The sequence below is a fragment of the Micromonospora lupini str. Lupac 08 genome, from assembly GCF_000297395.2.
GTDB lineage: Bacteria > Actinomycetota > Actinomycetes > Mycobacteriales > Micromonosporaceae > Micromonospora > Micromonospora lupini.
In genome coordinates, this window is record NZ_HF570108.1 from 1,056,367 (window position 1) to 1,074,737 (window position 18,371).

Here is an 18,371-nt window from a genome sequence, read left to right on the forward strand (position 1 = left end):
GGAAAGGTTGCCCATGACCAGTGATCAGCGGAAGCGGCAGTGGCCGCGACTGAGCCGCAGGCAGACGTTGACCGCCGCGGCCAGCGCCACCCTCGGCGTCGCGGCGCTCACCGTGCCGGGTCTGTCGGCCGCGCAGAACGCGCCGGGCGCGGCCGGTCGGGACGACGAACCGATAGTCGTGCACCTGCGCGACGCCGCCTCCGGAACGATGGACGTCTTCGTCGGTGAATCCCGGATCGAGGTACGCGACCGCGGCCTGGCGGACCGGCTGCGGCGCGCCGCCCGGCGCTGACCCCGCACGCTCCGCCCCGCCATCAGTCCCCGCCCAGTGAGGTTGGTCCGCCATGTCTTCCCACCGCGAGGCTCCGGAGATAGCCAAGGATCCGGTCGCCGACAGCTCCGACCTGTACGCGTTCGTCAGCCCCGACAAGCCCGACACGGTCACGTTGATCGCCAACTACGTGCCGTTGCAGCTCCCGTCCGGTGGGCCGAACTTCTTCGAGTTCGGCGACGACGTGCGCTACGAGATCCACATCGACAACGACGGTGACGGCCACCCCGACGTCACCTACCGGTTCGAGTTCACCACCGAGATCACCAACCCGAACAGCTTCCTCTACAACACCGGGCCCATCGACTCGCTCGACAGCAAGAACTGGAACCGCCGGCAGTTCTACAGCCTGACCCGGGTGACCGACGGCCGGGAGCACCGGCTCGCGCACAAGCTGCCCTGCCCGCCGTGCAACGTCGGTCCGCTGTCGACGCCGAAGTACGCCGACCTCGTCCGGCAGGCCACCTACACGCTGTCGACGGGGGAGCGGGTCTTCGCCGGGCAGCGCGCGGACGGCTTCTTCGTCGACCTCGGGGCGATCTTCGACCTCGGCACGTTGCGGCCGTTCCAGCAACTGCACGTGGCCGGCAAGAAGATCTTCAAGGCCGAGGGGGAGCCGGTCAACGCCACCGACCGGATGAACGTGCACAGCCTCGCCGTGCAGGTGCCGCTGAAGCAGGTGCGCCGCCGGGCCAGCCGGTACGGCCCGGCCGACGCGGCGTCGGTGCTCGGGGTGTGGACGTCGGCGTCGCGCCGGCAGGTCCGGGTGCTCGGCGACCGGGTCGCGCAGGACACCTCCACCGGCCCGTTCACCCAGGTCTCCCGGTTGGGCAATCCGCTGTTCAACGAGGTCATCGTGCCGATGTCCAAGAAGGACCTGTGGAACTCGTTGCCACCGTCGGAGGACAAGCGGTTCGCGCAGTTCGTCGAGCGCCCCGAGTTGGCCGCGCTGCTGCCGGCGCTCTACCCGGACGTCTTTCCCAACCTGGACAAGCTCAACAAGTCGAAGAAGGCCCGGGCCGACCTGGTGGCGATCCTGCTCACCGGCGTACCGGCCGGGCTGATCGACGGCTTCACCAACGCCACAGGTGACGTGCAGGCCGACATGCTGCGGCTGAACACGGCGATCCCGCCCACCAGACGGCCGGACCGGTTCGGGGTGCTCGGCGGCGACCTGGCCGGCTTCCCCAACGGCCGGCGGGTCGCCGACGACGTGGTGAGCATCGCGCTGCGGGCGATCGCCGGGGTGACCGTCCCGCTTGTGGACAAGACGTTCCGCCCGGACGCGGCGGCCGGCGCGGTCACCCCCGGGTTGAGCGCCGCCGACGTGACAGCCCCGTTCCTCGCGAACTTCCCCTACCTCGGTACGCCGTACGACGGGTTCAACAACCCGCCGGCGTCGTCCTGACCGTCGGCGGGGAGCAGCGGATGCACGAGCACACGTACGGGCCGTCGGAGACGGGGAGCGTCGTCCTCGAACTGGGTGGCGACACCGGCGCCCTGATCGTCTACACCGGTCGGGATCTGCACGGCCGGGAGATCGAGATCAGCCGCGGCGATGATCGGCGGGTCCACTCGGCGGTACGGGAGCGGCGGGTGCGGGACGGGTCGTTCCACAGTGCGGTCTATCCCGATCTGCCCGCCGGGATCTATACCGTCTGGTGGGACGAGAACACGTCCGCCGGCACGGTTTCTGTCCACGGTGGAGGAATAGCCGAGTTCGCATGGCCCAGCAGCGGTTTCGGGGCCGCCGGCTGACCCCGACGCGCCATTTTGCACTCGCACCCCGTCCACATCGTGGGCGGGGTGCGAGTGCTGTCCATGACTCGGCGGGCGGTCTGCGCCGAGCCGCGTTAACCTGTCCCCCACCAAGATCAGCTTTGCGGAAGGGGGCCGGTGCTTCCCGGGCGGTGGCCCGTCGAGGGGAGCGCCACGGCAGAAAAGTCGGGCAACTCGCCGGAGAGGGCGTTACTCGGCCGGGGTCTGAATCGATAGGGCAGGTTGCGAGGCTGGGACGGTCCTGGTGGCCGACCAGGGGTGTCGGGAGGGCGACTCCATTATCAAGTTTGGCTTGACGGCGCACGCATTACACGCGTGTAATTTGAATGGGGTTGTTCGCACGGAACGCAACAAAAAGGGACCGGACGGACAAGCACGCCTTTCGCGTGGGGGGTTGCAGCGGCGATGACGCCGGTGCGCGACAAGGAGGCATTTGATGGACGGCCAGCTTGAGGTGGCCGACCTGCTCGGAAACGCGCCGGAGTGGCAGGAGCGGGCCTTGTGCTCGCAGACCGACCCCGAGGCGTTCTTTCCCGAGAAGGGCGGCTCGACCCGCGAGGCGAAGCGAATCTGCTCGCGCTGCGAGGTCAAGACCGAATGCCTCGAATACGCTCTCGGCCACGACGAGCGGTTCGGCATCTGGGGTGGGCTCTCCGAGCGGGAGCGGCGCAAGTTGAAGCGGCGGGCCGCCTGAGCGGTGCAGGGTCGGGGCGGTGGGGGCCGCCCGACTCAGCCGTCGTACGGGCGCGGTCGGCGCGATGCTCACGCCAACGCGGTCAGCGCGTGCTGCTCACGCCAACTCGTCGGGGTCGACCCCGAGCAGGTTCGCCACCTGTTCGATGATCACGTCGTGGACCAGGTCGGCGAGGTCCTCGCGGTCCATGGCGCGGAACTCCAGCGGTCGCCGGTACAACACGATGCGCGGCGGCACCTCCTGGCGGCCGGGGCGGCCGGGCAGCAGCCGGGCCAGCGGCACCTCGCCGTCCTCCAGCACGTCGGAGTCGTAGACGTTCAGATCCGGTGGGACGTCCTCGACGGCGAACTCGACACCGGCCAGCTCCTTGGCGAACCGTCGCTCCAGCGTCTCGACGGTGTCCAGCACCAGGTCGTCGAAGACCTCGGCCTTGGTCCGCGCCAACGGCACGGTCGCCGGCACCAGACGCCCGCGCAGGCCACGCCCGTGCCGGTCGCGGTGCGCACGCCGGCCGGGGCCGGGGCGGCGGTGTTCCGGGCTCGTCATGAGGCAAAGGGTAGCCCCCGTGCCGGGCCGGCCAGCGGCACCGGCGCTCCCGTGGCGCGGCGCGACCGGAACCGCGAATTGTGATCACCGCGACGGGCGTGTCGCAACGCGAAGCGATGCGCCGGACCCGGTAATGGAGATACCCTGCCGCACGTGAGGTCACCACGGCGCTGCTCCCGTAACGGCTGCCCCCGGCAAGCGGTCGCCACATTGACCTATGTCTACAACGAGTCGACAGCCGTGGTGGGCCCGTTGGCGGCGTTCGCCGAGCCGCACACGTACGACCTGTGTGAGCAGCACGCCCGCAGCCTCACCGCGCCGCGCGGCTGGGACGTAGTGCGGCACGAGGGCGAGTTCGAGCCGCCCCCGCCCACCACCGACGACCTGGTGGCGCTTGCCGAGGCGGTTCGCGAGGCCGCCCGCCCGGCCCCCCGCCCGCCGGAGCCCGACCAGGGCCACCACGAGAACCCCCACCAGACGGGTCGCCGAGGCCACCTCCGGGTGATCCCCCCGAACCACTGAGTCCGACGTCCGTCCGGCGTTGATCCACTCGGGTTCACGGAAACCGGGGCGTCGGGGCGCGCTTGATACCGCGACTTCAGTGAAGTCGAGTGGATCAAGCACGGATGGGTCCGGCGACGCTGCTGGGACACCTTGGGGGCGGTCAGGGGACCTCCCGGTCTGTTGCCAACACGTCCCACCGCAACACGCCGCCAGTCAGCAGACACGGACACGCAGCGTCGCTAACGTGCGCCGCAGTGTGCATAGAGCGCCGTCGTGGTTCTCCTGGTGGGTGGGGCTCCCGCTCGGCTGCGACGCGATATCCGTGAGCGGCGGGAGGATCCGATGGGTAACGAGGCACTGCGGGTGGCGATGGCCGAGGCGGGCGAGACGGTCGAGTCGCTGGCCGAGAAGGTTCGCGTCGACCCGAAAACGGCGGCACGGTGGCTCGCCTCCGGGCGCATCCCGCATCCGCGTACCCGGATCGCGGTGGCCGAGGTCCTGCGTCGGGACGCCGCCGATCTGTGGCCGGAACCGTTCCGTCGCCGCGATCTGCCGTGGTTCCGACCATGGGCCGAGCTGGAGCAGGACGCCGCGTCGCTTCGGTCCTACCAGCCGCTGCTCGTGCCGGGTCTGCTGCAGACGGAGGGGTACGCTCGCGCGATCCTGGGCACCGGTGGACTGGTGGCACCTGCCGAGGTGGACGAGATCGTGGCGAGCCGCATCGATCGGCAGGCGGTCCTGTGCCGCGACGACCCGCCGCAGCTCGTGGCGGTGATCGACGAGGTGGTGCTGCGCCGGCCGGTCGGCGACCACGCCGTGATGGCCGGCCAACTTGCCCACCTCGCAAGCGTGGCCGAGTGGGAGCACGTGCACGTCCGGGTCATCCCCGCCGAGAGTCCGTGGCACACCGGCCTGGCCGGGCCTTTCGTGCTGGGCCGGCTGCCCGACGGGACGGAATTGGCGTATCTCGACAACCAGCTCCGCGGTCAGGTGGTGACCGATCCCCTCGACGTCGCTAACCTGGGGCGCAGGTGGGAGAGCGTCACCGGTGAGGCGTTACCCCGACGCCGGTCGATCGAGTTGATCAGGGAAGTGGCCACGACATGGACATGACCGACGCCCGTTGGCGCACCGCGACCCGCAGCAGCAACAACGGCGGCGACTGCGTCGAGGTTGCCGACAACCTGCCCGGCCGGGTGCTGGTGCGCGACAGCAAGGACCGCGACGGCGGCACCCTGACCTTCGCGCCGACCGCCTGGGCCTCCTTCGTCGGCGCCGTCCGTCGCTGATCCACTCGGGTTCACGGAAACCGGGGCATCGGGGCGACCCGGACACCCCCATTTCCAGGAAGCCGAGTCGATCAAGCGAGGGTCAGGCCACAGAGCCGACCTCGGCCGGCCGGTTCCTCGTCGTGCGCTCGCCAATGTCAAGATCAGTCGTCCCTGTCACCTGATCCTCCCGACATTCCCGCCGGCGCGCGTCCAGAGCGTCTCGCCCGCCGACGATGACCCCCTCTAGGAGTCGTCATGCGTACTCCCCTCCGGCCTCTCTCCCGGCGTGGACTGCTCACCGGCACTCTCGGATCGGCCGCCCTGCTCGCCGCAGGCGGCGGCCTCGCCGGCTGCGGCACGAAGGGCGCCCAGCAGACCGAGGCCGGCTGCGTCAGCGAAGACCTGTCCGGCGCCGAGAAGAAGCTCGCCTTCTCCAACTGGCCGCAGTACATGGACGTCGACGAGAAGGACGAGTCCAAGCGCCCGAGCCTGGACGAGTTCGTCGCGAGGAGCGGCATCCAGGTCACCTACACCGAGGACATCAACGACAACAACGAGTTCTTCGGCAAGGTGCAGAACCAGTTGGCCGGTTGCCGGAGCATCGACCGGGACATCATCGTGCTGAGCGACTGGATGGCCGCGCGGATGATCCGGCTCGGCTGGGTCCAGGAGCTGGATGCGGCGAAGATCCCGAACGTCCGGGCGAACCTGTTGCCGTCGCTGCTCAACCGCTCCTTCGACGCCGAGAACCGCATCTCGATCCCGTGGCAGTCCGGCCTGGCCGGGTTGGCGTACAACGGCAGCGTCACCGGGGAGCTGCGGACCGTCGACGAACTGCTGACCCGCCCCGACCTCAAGGGCAGGGTGACGGCGCTCAGCGAGATGCGCGACACCATGGGTCTGCTGCTCGGCGCGAACGGGCACGACCCGTCGAACTTCACCGCCGCCCAGTTCGACGACGCGCTCCACAAGCTCAAGAGGGCCGTCGACTCCGGGCAGATCCGCAGGTTCACCGGCAACGACTACGCGCCCGAGCTGGCCAGGGGCGACATCGCCGCGTGCATCGGCTGGTCCGGGGACGTCATCCAGCTCTCCGCTGCGAACGACAAGGTGCGCTTCGTCGCACCGGAATCCGGCGTGATGCTCTACAGCGACGACATGGTGGTCCCGAACAAGGCCACCCACCGGGGCAACGCCGAGGCGCTGATCAACTACTACTACGAGCCGGCGGTCGCCGCGAAACTCGCCGCGTACGTCAACTACATCTGCCCGGTCCAGGGCGCCCAGGCCGAGATGGAGAAGATCGACCCGGAGCTGGCCACCAACCCGCTGATCTTCCCCGACGACGCGCTGCTGGCGAAGTCCACGGTGTTCATGGCCCTGGACGAGAAGCAGGAGAAGGAGTACGAGGGTAAGTTCCAGCAGGTCATCGGGGCGTGACGGGGATGGCGCGCGACACACCCGCAGGCGATCTGCGCCTGGCCGACCTCACCAAGCGGTTCGGCAGCTTCACGGCCGTCGACGACCTCAGCCTGACCATCGGCCAGGGCTCGTTCTTCGCGCTGCTCGGCGCGTCCGGCTGCGGCAAGACCACCACCCTGCGGATGATCGCCGGGCTGGAGGAGCCGACCAGCGGCCAGGTGCTGCTCGGCGACACCGACATCACCCGGCTGCGACCGTACCGGCGACCGGTCAACACCGTCTTCCAGAGCTACGCGCTCTTTCCGCACCTCACCATCTTCGAGAACGTGGCCTTCGGGCTGCGGCGGCGCGGTATCCGCTCGGTCGACGACCAGGTCCGGCGGATGCTGTCGCTGGTGCAGCTCGACGGTCTCGGCCCCCGCCGCCCGGCCCAGCTCTCCGGAGGCCAGCAGCAGCGGGTGGCGCTGGCCCGCGCGCTGATCAACAAGCCGCAGGTGCTGCTGCTCGACGAGCCGCTCGGCGCGCTGGACCTCAAGCTGCGCCGGCAGATGCAGATCGAGCTGAAGCGCATCCAGACCGAGGTCGGCATCACCTTCGTACACGTCACGCACGACCAGGAAGAGGCCATGGCCATGGCCGACACCGTCGCAGTGATGAACGCGGGCCGCATCGAGCAGCAGGGCGCCCCGGCCGACCTCTACGAGTTCCCGGCCACCGCGTTCGTGGCGAACTTCCTCGGCCAGTCCAACCTCCTCGCCGGCGAGGCCGCCGGCGCCAGCGGCGGCGACGTCGCGGTGACGGCACACGGCGCGCGCTTCTCGGTGCCCGCCGGCCGGTCGCGGGCCGACCGGGGTCCGGTCCACCTGGGGGTACGCCCGGAGAAGCTGCATCTGGTCGGCTCCGCCGCCCAGGTCCCCCACGGACACCAACACGTCACAGGTGTCGTCACCGACGCCTCCTACGTGGGGGTCAGCACCCAGTACCTGCTGCGCACCGGCTGGGGCACCGAGCTGTCGGTCTTCGCCGCCAACAGCGGGGCGTCGACGCCTGTGCAGGTCGGCAGCGAGGCGGTGGCGTACTGGGATCCGCGGCACGCGTTCCTGCTGCCCCGCGACGCCGCCGACACCGACTGGACCGCCCCGGTGCTGGACGAGCCGGTGGGTGTGTCGTCGTGACCCTCCCGGCGCCCACGGGGGCGGGGCAGTCGCCGCCCGCGCCACCGGCAGCCCGCTCCGGGCGGTACCGGCTGCTGCCGTACCTCCTGTTGCTGCCCGGCGTGGCCTGGCTGCTGGTGTTCTTCGGTGTGCCGCTGCTGCAACTCGCCGCCGCGAGCCTCTACGACCCGAGCGGCTCGTTCTCCACCGGGTACGCGATGACCTGGGCGGTCGGCAACTATCCGGACGTCGTGCAGGCGTACTGGCCGCAGCTCCTGCGCTCGTTCGGCTACGCCGGGCTGGCCCTGGTGCTGGCGCTGCTGCTGGGCTACCCACTGGCGTACGCCATCGCGCAGAAGGCCGGCCGGTGGAAGAACCTGCTGCTGGTGTGCGTGGTCGCGCCGATGTTCACCAGCTTCCTGGTGCGCACGCTGGCCTGGAAGACCATCCTGTCCGACAACGGCGCGCTCGTCGGCCTGCTGCGCGACGTGCACCTGCTCGCCCCGGACGGTCGGCTGCTGGCCACCCCGTTCGCTGTCGTGCTCGGGCTGACGTACAACTTCCTGCCGTTTCTGGTGCTGCCGCTGTACGCGAGCCTGGAGCGGCTGGACCCCCGGCTGTTGGAGGCGGCAAGCGACCTGTACGCCGGCGGAGCCCAGGCGTTCCGCCTGGTGACCCTGCCGCTGTCCATGCCCGGTCTGGTCGCCGGCACGCTGCTGTTCTTCATCCCGGCCAGCGGCGACTACGTCAACGCCGAACTGCTCGGTACCCCGAACGAATACATGATCGGCAACGTCATCGACTCGGCGTTCCTGGTCCGGCTGGACTACCCGCAGGGCGCCGCGTTGTCGTTCCTGCTGATGGCGGCGATCCTCGCGGTGGTCGTCGGCTACCTGCGCAGGGCCGGCACGGAGGAGGTTCTCTAGATGAGAGTGTCCCGCTGGCTGGTCGACCGCTGGGTGATGATCGTGGCGCTGCTGGTGCTCGGGTACCTGGCACTGCCGATCCTGGTGGTCGCCGGGCTGTCGTTCAACCGCCCGTCGAGCCGCCTGTCGTACGACTTCAACGAGTTCACACTGGACAACTGGCGGCAGCCCTGCGCCACCTCCGACATGTGCGACGCCGTCGTGCGCAGCGTGCAGATCGGCTTCCTCGCCACGGTGGTCGCCACAGTGCTCGGCACCCTGATGGCGTTCGCCCTGGTCCGACACCGCTTCCGTGGCCGGTCCGGCATCAACGTGCTGATCTTCCTGCCGATGGCCACCCCGGAGCTGGTGCTGGGCACGTCGCTGCTGGCCCTGTTCGTCTCGGCCGGGGTGCCGCAGGGCTTCTGGACCATCGTCATCGCGCACGTGATGTTCTGCGTGTCGTTCGTGGTGGTCACCGTCAAGGCGCGGCTCGCCGGGATGGACCGGCGGTTGGAGGAGGCAGCCATGGACCTCTACGCCAACGAGTGGCAGACCTTCCGGCGGATCACCCTGCCGCTGGTGCTGCCCGGCATCGTGGCCGCCGCGCTGCTGGCGTTCTCGTTGAGCTTCGACGACTTCATCGTCACGAACTTCAACGCCGGCACGACAGTCACGTTCCCGATGTACGTCTGGGGCGCCGCCCAGCGGGGCATCCCGCCGCAGGTGAACGTTCTCGGCACCGCGATGTTCGCCATCGCGCTGCTGCTGGTCGGCCTCAGCTCGCTGCGCGGACGACGTGCTCGCCGCACCGCGCTGCTGGCCGGCCCGGCGCGGCAGGCGCGTCGGTCGCCATGACCACCCGGGAGCGCTGAACGGCGTCTGTTGACGGCATCCCGACATCTCCACGCGTAATGCGGCTCGTTGTCGGGCGATCCTCCGGGTCCCGGCGCGATATTGGTCTTATGCGGCGGCTTGTCCCCATGGGAGGCCGCACGATCGGCCCTGACCGTCCCGCCCGAGAAGTCATCCGATCTGCCGGCTCGTCACGCTCCACGCCCGGTCGGCGGTGCTGATCGCGCCTCCTCGATCATCCCCTGCGGAGCGAACGGCGCAGGTGACCGACGTGACGGTGGATATTGCCGCCGGTGTTTGCGACGACACTCATCGCCGTGACGATGCAACCACCGCCCGGGCCTGCGCATCCACCGCCGTACGGCCCCGGACCTCAGCCAGCCGCCGCCCCGAACTGGTTCCGCCGCGCCAGCCCAGGCCGCCGCGTCGCCGTGATCCTCGGCTCGGTGGCGCTCTCCGTGTTGCTGCTCTGCTGTGCCGGCACCGCCATCGTCGGCGCGCTGACCGGCGAGCCGGAACCCAAGCGCACGGGCACCGCGGCCGAACAGCCGCAGCAACCCATCGTGGCGGCGCCCGCCGAGCCGACGCAGGAGGCGCCTGCTCAGGCGCAGTCGCCGGAGGCCTCGCCCTCCGCCACCTCGGCACCCACCTCCTCGGCGCCGACCCCCGCCACTGCCGCGCCTTCGCCCGTGGTACGGGTGACGACGGTGACGGAGCGCGCCGCGATCCGGCACGGCGAGCGCACCGTCAAGGACGCGTCCCTGGCCGAGGGCAAGCGGGTGGTCCGCACCAAGGGTGTCGACGGCGTGCGGACGCTCACCTACCAGGTGACCACCACCGACGGCGTACAGACCGGCAAGAGGCTGGTCAAGTCCACGGTGACGAAGCAGCCGGTGACCGAGGTGGTGGCCGTCGGCACCAAGAAGAAGTCGAACTGCGACCCGAACTACAGTCCCTGCGTCCCGATCGCCAGCGACGTGGACTGCGCGGGCGGGTCCGGCAACGGCCCGGCCTACGTCAGCGGAGTGGTCACGGTCATCGGCGACGACATCTACGACCTGGACCGCGACAACGACGGCTACGGCTGCGACTGAACCCGCGCGGTGCTTCTCGGTCGATCGGTGCCCGTGCTGGCTGAACGGTCGGGCGCTGCCATCCGTACCAGGCGGTGAAGGACACCACCGAGGACGGGAGTGACGGCGATGAGGGTGCAGCGCAGGCACGTGCTGGCGGCGACCGTGGCGGTGCTCGCCGCGGCGGGCGTGGCGGTGGGGACCGGGTTCGGGTTCGCCGACACCGCCCCGGCACGGCAGTCGGTCTGCTCCGGCTCGGTCACGTTCTCGGCCGAGGGCGGGGCGCCGGCGGCGACAAGCGACAGGTTCCCGGTGGGTACGCGGCTGCGGGTGACGAACCTGGACAACAACCGGGTGGCCACGGTGACGGTGACCGGCCCGTCGGGCAGTTGCGTGCTGCTCAACTCCGCCGCCATGGAGTTGGTCCGCGAGCCGGGCAAGAACGTGATCCGCCGCAACGTGGTGGAACGGCTGGACGGCGGCGCCGCGCAGCCCGTCGACCCAGGCATGGTCCGTCCCGGTGCCGCGTCGCCGGGTGCCCCCGGCCCGGCGCCCCGCTCGGCCTGCTCCGGCGCGATCACCTTCTTCGAGGAGGCGGCCGGGCCGGCGGCGACCAGCGGGCAGTTCCCGGTCGGCACGCGGCTACGGGTGACGAACCTGGACAACAACCGGGCCACCACGGTGACGGTGACCGGTCCGTCGGGCAGTTGCGTGCTGCTCAACACCGCGGCGATGGACCAGATCCGCGAGCCGGGCAAGAACCTCGTCCGCCGCAACGTCGTCGAGGTGCTGCGCTGACAGTCGGAGGCCGGGCGGTGGTGGTGGTCGAACACCACCGCCGCCGGCCTTTGCCGTCGCGCTAGTCGGCCTGCCAGGTGCCGTCGTCGCGCACCCGGGCGGGGGCGCGGCCGAGCAGCAATGTGGTGAGCGCGGCGTCGATGGTGTCGCCGAGGAACCACTCGCCGGCCTGGTCGAGGGCGAAGACCCGACCGCGCTCGTCGACGGCGAGGATGCTGTCCTGCTGCTCGGTGCCGATCGGGAAGAGTCGCACGCCGAGCACCGCGCCGAAGTCGGCAAGTGTGTCGGCGGTGTGCGCGATGGTGTGCGGGCGGATGTCGAACCGGGAGATCCACACCTGGGCGCCCGGGCCCCGCCGCGCGCCGACCAGGCTGGGAAACGCGGTAAGCGCCTCCACGGCGGCCGGAAAGGCCTCGTGCCGGTGGGCCCGCCCCGGCACGGCGGTGACATCCCGCACGCCGGCGGCGGCCATGATCTGATCACCGATGTGCGGTCGCCAGCCGGCCGCCACCAGCGCGTTGGCCACCTCGGGCGGGAAACGGCCCGGGTCCGGGTCGGGCTCCGCCGGTGCCAGCCACGTCTCGGTGTACGCCCGCGCAGCTTCCGGCAGAACGCTGGCGCGCACCAGGAAGTCGATGCACGAGTCGCAGGGCCGGTCCGCGACGCCACCGGCCGGGTCACCCGGCTCGCGGATCCGGAAGACCTCGAAGCGTGCCGCCTCCAACAGCGCCCCCGCCTCGGCCCGCCCCATCGGCTCGATGCCCTCGGCGGCCCGGCGGTGGTCGTACTCGTGCAGCACGTCGGAGACCACGATCAACTCGGCGTGACACTCGACGCCGCGGACCAGCTCGCCCGGAGGCCGCTCGTCCAGGTAGCTGCGCACGAGCGGGTGGTGGTTCAGCGCGACGGCGCCCTTCGTGCCCTGGGCCGTCCAGATGCGACCGTCGAGGGTCAGGTGCGCCACCGTGTTCGGCGTCGGCGCCCGACGGATCTCCCGGATCAGCAGGCTCGACGCGTCGACGGTGCGGGGCGCGGTCGGCCCGCTGGGCTGACTGCGCCGGTACAGGTCCGCCACCACCTCGCTCGGCACGCGGGGCCAGGTGGTGACCTTTCCGGTCCGCCTGTCGATGACTGTCGTCGGCAGATCGCCGGGGATCGCCCGCACCCCGCTCGACACGATCGAGGTGACGACGAAGCCGAGGTCGAACTCGTCGACCACCGGGGTGCACTCGTGGCCGAGCCGCTGCGAGTCGCGCCGCGCCCAGGCGGACGCGAGCTGCTCGGCCTGCTGACGGTCGATCACGCATCGAAACTACCGGACTACACGGATCGATGGCGGCCGGTATGGTCTTCCCTACCGACGGTGACGGGAGGAGCGACGGTGAGCGAACGCGCGGACCGGGACGCCAATCGCGAGCTACGGGCCCGATTCGACGACGTGTACGGCCAGTACCAGCAGCTCAGGTCCGGTTTGGACACTCTGCAGGCGCGGCTCGCCCAACTGCGGGTGACCCGACGCTCGCCGGACGGCCACGTCACGGCGACCGTCGGCGCGCAGGGCCAGCTGATCGCGGTCGACCTGGCCCCGACGATCTACCGGGACCGCGACGCCGAGGCGCTGAGTCGGAAGATCACCGAAACCGTCCAGGCCGCCGTGGCGGCTGCCAGCCGGGCCACCCAGGATCTGGTCGCCGAGGCCATGCCGGCCGGGTCCGGTTCGGCGGAGTTCCTGCGTACCGGCGATTTCGGGTCTCTGCTCGGCCGCGCCGACGCCGTGCTCGGCCGCGGCGAGGGGTCGGCATGACCGACGGGCAGCTCTGGCTCGACGCCTCCCGGGCCCGGCGCGGTGGCGCCGACCTGGCCCTGTCCGGCGAGGCGGTGACGGCCCGCCGGGCGGCGGAGGGCGGCGAGATCGAGGCCGCCAGCGGCGCCCGCCCGTGGGGGCGCGACGACATCGGCGCCGCGTTCGAGCGGAGCTACCGCGGCATCGAGCAGACCGTGCTGCGCGCCTGGGCGGGCGTCGGGCAGCGGCTCACCGAGCTGGGCGCCGACGTGGTCAGCGCGGTCGACGCGAGCGTGCAGACCGACCAGAGCAGCGCCGCCCGGCTCGACCGGGCCGCCGACCAGCGCTGACGGCGGCCGATCCGGATGAGCGTGCTGCCCAGCCCGATCCCGCACCCACTTGACTACGCGCCCTGGGACGTCCCCGGGTGGATCTACGAGGCCCTCGACTGGGCGATCGGCGTGCAGTGGCCCGAGGGGAACGAACGGGCCGTCTGGGACGTCGCCGACAGGTGGTACGCGGTCGCCGCCGTCCTTGCCGGCCCACACGCCGACGCCGCCGCGGCCGCCACCGAGGTCCGCAGCGGATACGGCGGCGTCGGAGCCGTCGACGCTGCGTTCGAGGCGGCCTGGCGGGGGATCGCCGAGGGCGACGACGCGCCCCTGCCGGTGCTCCTCGCCGTCACCGCCGACCTGGGTCGCCTGGTCGAGGAGTGCGGCTGCGACATCGAGGGCGCCAAGCTCGAAGTCTGGATCGAGCTGGGCATCCTGGTCGTCGAGCTGCTCTCGGTGGCGGTGGCGGCGGTGCTCACCGCCGGTGCGGCCTCCCCGGCGGCCGGCGCGGCGATCACCGCCACCCGGCTGGTGATCCAACAGATCTTCAAACGCCTGATGGGGCAACTGGCCACCAAGGCTCTCCGGCGCGGCCTCAAGGAGGCCGGCGAACGCGCCGCCAAGGAGATCGCCAAGGGTGGCGTGCGCGGCCTCGCCAAGCGTGCCACCAGGGAAGGGCTGGAGGAGGCCGCCGAGGAGTCCGGGGTCAGCCTGGCCACCCAGGCGTACCAGAACTCGACGGGCCGGGCGCACGGCGTGGACCTGACCGACCTGGGCGCGTCGGCGGTCGGCGGGCTCGCCGGGGGAGCGGTCGCGCCGCTGGCCGGTCTCGGCCGCCACGCGACCGGCCGCGCCGCGCGCATCGGCGAGCACCTCGGTCGGGAGATGACCGGCGAGATGTTCGCCGAGAGCGCCGCCAGCATCGCCACCGGGCAGGGCCTGACGTCGGTGGAGGACGCGGTACGCGCCGCCGCGTCCGGGGCCACCGGATCGGCGACCGGGCAGACCGACCACGCCCTGCAGGCCCGGCTGCACGCGCAGGCCAACGCCCTCGCCGGAGCGTCGTTCAGCGGCCCGTCGCTGCCGAACCCCATCGCGCCTCCGACGGATGCCCCGACCTCGGAGATCGCGTCGGCGTCGTCGGCCGCGTCCCCGTTTGCGGCGTCTTCAGCCTCTCCGTCTCCGTCTGCGGCGTCGGCGATCGCGGGGCCCGCGGTGGCGGATGGTGCCCACCAGGCGGGGGCGGACCCTGTCGGCTCACCGGTGTCGGCAGCACCCGACTCGACGTCGTCGGGCATTGGGCACGGCACGGGTCCGACGGTCGGCGGGGATCCCACGCTCTCGGCCGCCGCCGCTCAGCTCCTCGCTGTCGCGGCGGATCCCACGCTCGCGACCACGGCCCCGGCTGTCGCGGCGGATCCCACGCTCTCGGCGGTCACCACGCCCGTGGCCGGCGCTGTTGACCCGAACGCCGGGCCGGTGGCGGGTGCCGGGCCGGCGGTCGGCGCGTCGCAGGGGGTCGCCCCGGGTGCGCTCGGTCCGGGCACCAACGGCGGGGTCGCCACGCCCCCGTCGACCGGGTCAGCCCCGGCCTTCTCGTCAGCAGCCGCTTTGTCCCCGTCGACCGGCCCGTCGTCGGCTTCGGCGCCCCTGTCGCCAGGTTCGTTGGCGGGGGCGGTTTCCCCGTCGGTGGCGGCGAGCGCCGTGGGGTTGGCGCCGCCGGCCGCGTCCGCCGGTCCCGCCTCGACCGTCGCCCCCGGACCGGCGTCGCCGTTCACACCTTCCGGGCCGGTGCCCAGCACGCCGTCCGAAGCCGCCGGCAGGCCCGGTGGGGTCGTGACCGACACGGGCGGTGGCGCGGTCACCGGCGCGCCGATGGGGCGGCACTCCGCGCCCGAGCGGCACTCCACGGGGGAGGCGCTCGCGCCGGCTCGCGTACCCCGTCAACGGGCCCGTGGCCGGGCCTCGGTCTCTCTCGACGTGGTGGCGTTCGGCGATCCGTCGGCGTTCGCCACCGAGAACGACAGGTACGCCGCCCGGTGGGTGGCCGAGGCGGAGGCCGCCGAGCGGCGGCGCTACCAGGGCCACTACGAGTCGCAACGGGCCGGGTTCGAGACCAATCGCCGGCAGGCCGAGGCCGCTCGCCTGCGGGCCCGCGCCGCTGAGCACGACCGCAGGGCTGTCGAGTACGCCGACTACGCCCGACAGTTGCACCAGACGGGGCACCGGCAGTGGGCCGACGGCTGGCAGCGGGCGGCGAACGACGAGACCCGCGCGTACGCCCAGTGGCGTGACCTGGCCGACGACGTGCTGGCGGGTATCACGGCGCCGGCGGTCGTGGACCTCGCCGACGGCGCGTTCGCGCACGCCAACAGCGACGTGGGCGCGCTCGCGCTCGGCGCGGTGGAGACCACCGGCCCGTCCCGGCTCACCGGCGACGACGTGCCCCCGCCGATCGACGACTCCCGGCCGTACGGGCAGCCGGGCGGGCTCCGTCCACCGCTCGCCCTGCATCAGGTCGACGTCGAACGGCAGATGCCCCGCGACCTCGACGGCGGTGTTGTGCGTACCGCCGATCCCCGCCGGGGCGGCTGGTTCCGGCTGCTGAACGACGGCGGCCCCCAGGCCGACGCCACCCGGGGCATCAACTGCCTGGACTGCACGCTGTCGCTGTTCGAGACCTGGGTGCACGGCCGGCCACGGGTGTCCGCGCCGCGCACCTTCGACGGCTACCTGGACGGCGACACCCGACGCCCGATCCGGGGCGAGGCGGGTGGTCCGGGCCGGGTGGAGGACGTGACCGGCGGCCGCTTCCAGCGCGTCCTCGCCCCGACACCCGGCCAACTGTCACACCCGGCGCAGGCGCGGCAGGCCGCCGACCGGGGGTACGCCAACCTGCACGACCAACTGCTGCTCGGCGGCCACGGCAGCTACGCGTTCCTGATCACCGAATGGGCGGGCGGCGGCTCGCACGCCTGGGTGGCGCTCAACCAGAACGGCACCGTGCTCTACGTCGACCCGCAGACCGGCCTTGTCCGGGACCGGCCGCTCTACCCCGACGTGGTGGGCATCGACGCGCTCGTGCTGAGCGGGGACGGCCGGCCCATGCCGCTCGGCGGGCTGCCCCGAGGGCGGTTCAGCGAACGTCCCGACCTGGCCTACCACCCTCCGGCGCACGACGACGGCGGTCACGGCGACCCGTACATCAACCGCATGTACCTGCTGCTCGACGGCCCGGGCGCGTCGGACGGTCCCGGCGGGCGTCCATCCGGTCCGGTTGGTGACGAATCGACGGGACACCGCGACCCGGCCCGGGTGCTCGCGCTGGCCGACGGCCTGGACGAGGTCTTCTCGGCAGGGGTGAGCCCGGGCGAGTTCGCGAGAGCCGCGGACCCACCGACCCTCCGGCGGCTGGTTCCCAGCCTCGACGACGGGGCCGCGCGGGACGTGTCGCGACTCTTCGCCGACGCCCGTGTCCGCGACATGCTGGACACTGCCCTGCGAGAGCCGCCTCCGAGCGAGCCGAATCTGGCCGTGCACCTGGCCCAGCAATTGGCACAGGCGCCGGATCTGGCGCGGATCATCCTGGGCACCCCCGAACTGGCGGCGTCACTGACGGCCCGCCCGCTGACGCTGCATCACCTGGCGAGCCGCCAACAGGCGATCGACGCGCTCGCCGATGTGCTCGAGGACATCACCCAGCAGGAGACCGCAGGGCCAGAGGCGACCGATCGGCGGGCGCCTCAGCCACAGCCGACGCCCCTGACCGACGAGCAGCGCCGGATCAGCGCGAGCATCCAGTTACCGGACGATCCGCCGAGCCAGCCAGGGTTCGACAATCAGCAACGCGGCAATGCGTCTTACCGCAAGCGCTACCTTGACGACCTCTACTCCGCGGCTGCTGTCGCTCAGCTGGAGCTGAATCAGCTGGCGACGTCCCTTGCTCAGGTTGGTGACCGTCGTGTCGGTGAGCCTGGCTGGCGCCCTCAGCCCAAGGATCGCCGCCGAGCCGAGGACAAGGTCAACAAGTACGGCGGTGACGCCTCCCGACTGATCGACTTGGCTGCCGCCAAGATCGAATTTCGACGCCTCGACGACCTCTACGACGCGCTCCAGCGGATGCGTGACCGTCCCGATGTCATGATCATCCGTTGTCAGGATCGGTTCATGTCTCCCGAGGACAGCGGCTACCGGGACGTACAACTCGTACTGCGGACCGAGAACGGGCATCTCGCCGAGTTTCGCCTGCACCTGGCGGCGCTCGACACCGTGGCGGTCTGGGAGCATGCGCTGTATGAGGTGCGGCGTGATGTGGATGCCCTGGCCCGAGCCGAGGGCCGAGCAATGAACAATCGCGAGAGCGCGATTACCGACGGCATTCTCCGGCGTGAGCAACAGTTGTTCTGGGAGGCGCTGCAGTCGACCTACGAGGGGAACGCCTGATGGTGCAGATGCCCGGTCTGGTGCTCCCGTCTTACTACCTCTATTACTCATCCCCGGTGAAGATCGTGGAGACGTCCGACGGCGGCGCCAGAGTCTGGCGGGTTTCCATCGATACCGGCGGGTGGCAGGAGGAGAACGACCTCTTCACCGAGATCGTCTTCGACATCGGAGGTGAGGTCTTCCGACAAAGTCCCGAGGACTTCGTGCAGGAGGTTGAGCGTTTCCGCGCTCACTACCTGCAAGGCGAAGGCCCCGTCTTCGCCCTCTACGAGACCGTGCAGGCGCTCAGGGACGCGGCAGAAGCTCAGGGGCGATCCTTGTCTCCGAAGGAGCAGGCTCTCATCCGGGGGATCCGCAAGCGGACCTTCGTCATGTTCGAGGAACAGTTGCGGGCGGCCGGTGATCCGGGCGCCGATCCCGAGGTGGCGGCGGGCGACGCGGCGTGACCCAGGCACGGGCGCCGAGGCGCGAGCCGGACTGT

Annotated in this window: 19 protein-coding genes; 17 read left to right on the forward strand and 2 right to left on the reverse strand. The window is 71.4% G+C overall.

Annotation, left to right across the window (positions count from 1 at the left end; translation table 11 throughout):
* Positions 1-13: 13 nt before the first annotated feature.
* From MILUP08_RS06165 to MILUP08_RS06180, 4 genes are all read left to right on the forward strand, one after another.
* Positions 14-292 carry a hypothetical protein gene (locus tag MILUP08_RS06165; protein ID WP_007455780.1) on the forward strand — a complete coding sequence of 93 codons (279 nt, stop codon included), beginning with the start codon at positions 14-16 and terminating at the stop codon, positions 290-292.
* Positions 293-344: 52 nt separating this feature from the next.
* On the forward strand, positions 345-1,739 hold the full coding sequence (locus MILUP08_RS06170) for a DUF4331 domain-containing protein (RefSeq protein ID WP_007455781.1): 1,395 nt from the start codon (positions 345-347) through the stop codon (positions 1,737-1,739).
* Positions 1,740-1,759: 20 nt separating this feature from the next.
* A complete protein-coding gene (locus tag MILUP08_RS06175) occupies positions 1,760-2,089 on the forward strand; it encodes a hypothetical protein (protein WP_007455782.1) in 330 nt (109 codons plus the stop codon).
* 457 nt (positions 2,090-2,546) lie between these two features.
* A complete protein-coding gene (locus MILUP08_RS06180; RefSeq protein ID WP_007455784.1) occupies positions 2,547-2,804 on the forward strand; it encodes a WhiB family transcriptional regulator in 258 nt (85 codons plus the stop codon).
* Between the two features lie 96 nt (positions 2,805-2,900).
* Here the strand turns inward: MILUP08_RS06180 and MILUP08_RS06185 are convergent, their stop codons facing one another.
* The gene (locus tag MILUP08_RS06185; protein ID WP_007455785.1) at positions 2,901-3,350 is read right to left on the reverse strand and encodes a metallopeptidase family protein; all 450 of its coding nucleotides are present in this window, start codon (positions 3,348-3,350) and stop codon (positions 2,901-2,903) included.
* A 153-nt stretch (positions 3,351-3,503) separates the two neighbouring features.
* Here MILUP08_RS06185 and MILUP08_RS06190 point away from each other — a divergent pair, with 153 nt between their 5' ends.
* From MILUP08_RS06190 to MILUP08_RS06230, 9 genes are all read left to right on the forward strand, one after another.
* A complete protein-coding gene (locus MILUP08_RS06190; RefSeq protein WP_039905477.1) occupies positions 3,504-3,872 on the forward strand; it encodes a DUF3499 domain-containing protein in 369 nt (122 codons plus the stop codon).
* Between the two features lie 324 nt (positions 3,873-4,196).
* The gene (locus MILUP08_RS06195; protein WP_007455789.1) at positions 4,197-4,967 is read left to right on the forward strand and encodes a helix-turn-helix domain-containing protein; all 771 of its coding nucleotides are present in this window, start codon (positions 4,197-4,199) and stop codon (positions 4,965-4,967) included.
* Positions 4,958-5,143, forward strand: coding sequence for a DUF397 domain-containing protein (locus MILUP08_RS06200; RefSeq protein ID WP_007455791.1), 186 nt, complete (start codon positions 4,958-4,960; stop codon positions 5,141-5,143). Before MILUP08_RS06195 ends, MILUP08_RS06200 begins: the two co-directional genes overlap by 10 nt.
* A gap of 237 nt (positions 5,144-5,380) precedes the next feature.
* Positions 5,381-6,565 (forward strand): polyamine ABC transporter substrate-binding protein, encoded by a 1,185-nt coding sequence (locus tag MILUP08_RS06205; protein WP_007455792.1) that lies wholly within the window; start codon positions 5,381-5,383, stop codon positions 6,563-6,565.
* Positions 6,566-6,570: 5 nt separating this feature from the next.
* Positions 6,571-7,722, forward strand: coding sequence for an ABC transporter ATP-binding protein (locus tag MILUP08_RS06210; protein ID WP_039907366.1), 1,152 nt, complete (start codon positions 6,571-6,573; stop codon positions 7,720-7,722).
* Entirely contained in the window at positions 7,719-8,627 is a 909-nt protein-coding gene (locus tag MILUP08_RS06215) for an ABC transporter permease (protein WP_007455796.1), read from the forward strand. The genes MILUP08_RS06210 and MILUP08_RS06215 overlap by 4 nt, the downstream gene beginning before the upstream one ends.
* On the forward strand, positions 8,628-9,464 hold the full coding sequence (locus MILUP08_RS06220; protein ID WP_007455798.1) for an ABC transporter permease: 837 nt from the start codon (positions 8,628-8,630) through the stop codon (positions 9,462-9,464).
* Positions 9,465-9,907: 443 nt separating this feature from the next.
* The gene (locus tag MILUP08_RS06225; RefSeq protein ID WP_237747035.1) at positions 9,908-10,555 is read left to right on the forward strand and encodes a G5 domain-containing protein; all 648 of its coding nucleotides are present in this window, start codon (positions 9,908-9,910) and stop codon (positions 10,553-10,555) included.
* 108 nt (positions 10,556-10,663) lie between these two features.
* Positions 10,664-11,332, forward strand: a complete 669-nt coding sequence (locus MILUP08_RS06230; protein ID WP_007455802.1) for an RlpA-like double-psi beta-barrel domain-containing protein — start codon at positions 10,664-10,666, stop codon at positions 11,330-11,332.
* A gap of 61 nt (positions 11,333-11,393) precedes the next feature.
* Here MILUP08_RS06230 and MILUP08_RS06235 read toward each other — a convergent pair whose 3' ends face one another.
* Positions 11,394-12,635 (reverse strand): SUKH-3 domain-containing protein, encoded by a 1,242-nt coding sequence (locus tag MILUP08_RS06235; RefSeq protein WP_007455804.1) that lies wholly within the window; start codon positions 12,633-12,635, stop codon positions 11,394-11,396.
* Positions 12,636-12,713: 78 nt separating this feature from the next.
* Between MILUP08_RS06235 and MILUP08_RS06240 the strand changes: the two genes are divergently transcribed.
* The 4 genes from MILUP08_RS06240 to MILUP08_RS06255 are packed head-to-tail and all read left to right on the forward strand — an operon-like array spanning position 12,714 to position 18,336.
* Positions 12,714-13,136: a YbaB/EbfC family nucleoid-associated protein gene (locus MILUP08_RS06240; protein ID WP_007455806.1), complete on the forward strand. Its 423-nt coding sequence runs from the start codon at positions 12,714-12,716 to the stop codon at positions 13,134-13,136.
* Positions 13,133-13,465, forward strand: coding sequence for a hypothetical protein (locus MILUP08_RS06245; RefSeq protein ID WP_007455808.1), 333 nt, complete (start codon positions 13,133-13,135; stop codon positions 13,463-13,465). The genes MILUP08_RS06240 and MILUP08_RS06245 overlap by 4 nt, the downstream gene beginning before the upstream one ends.
* A 15-nt stretch (positions 13,466-13,480) precedes the next feature.
* The gene (locus MILUP08_RS06250) at positions 13,481-17,890 is read left to right on the forward strand and encodes a toxin glutamine deamidase domain-containing protein (protein ID WP_007455809.1); all 4,410 of its coding nucleotides are present in this window, start codon (positions 13,481-13,483) and stop codon (positions 17,888-17,890) included.
* Positions 17,890-18,336, forward strand: a complete 447-nt coding sequence (locus MILUP08_RS06255) for a hypothetical protein (protein ID WP_007455811.1) — start codon at positions 17,890-17,892, stop codon at positions 18,334-18,336. The genes MILUP08_RS06250 and MILUP08_RS06255 overlap by 1 nt, the downstream gene beginning before the upstream one ends.
* The last annotated feature ends 35 nt before the right edge of the window (positions 18,337-18,371 follow it).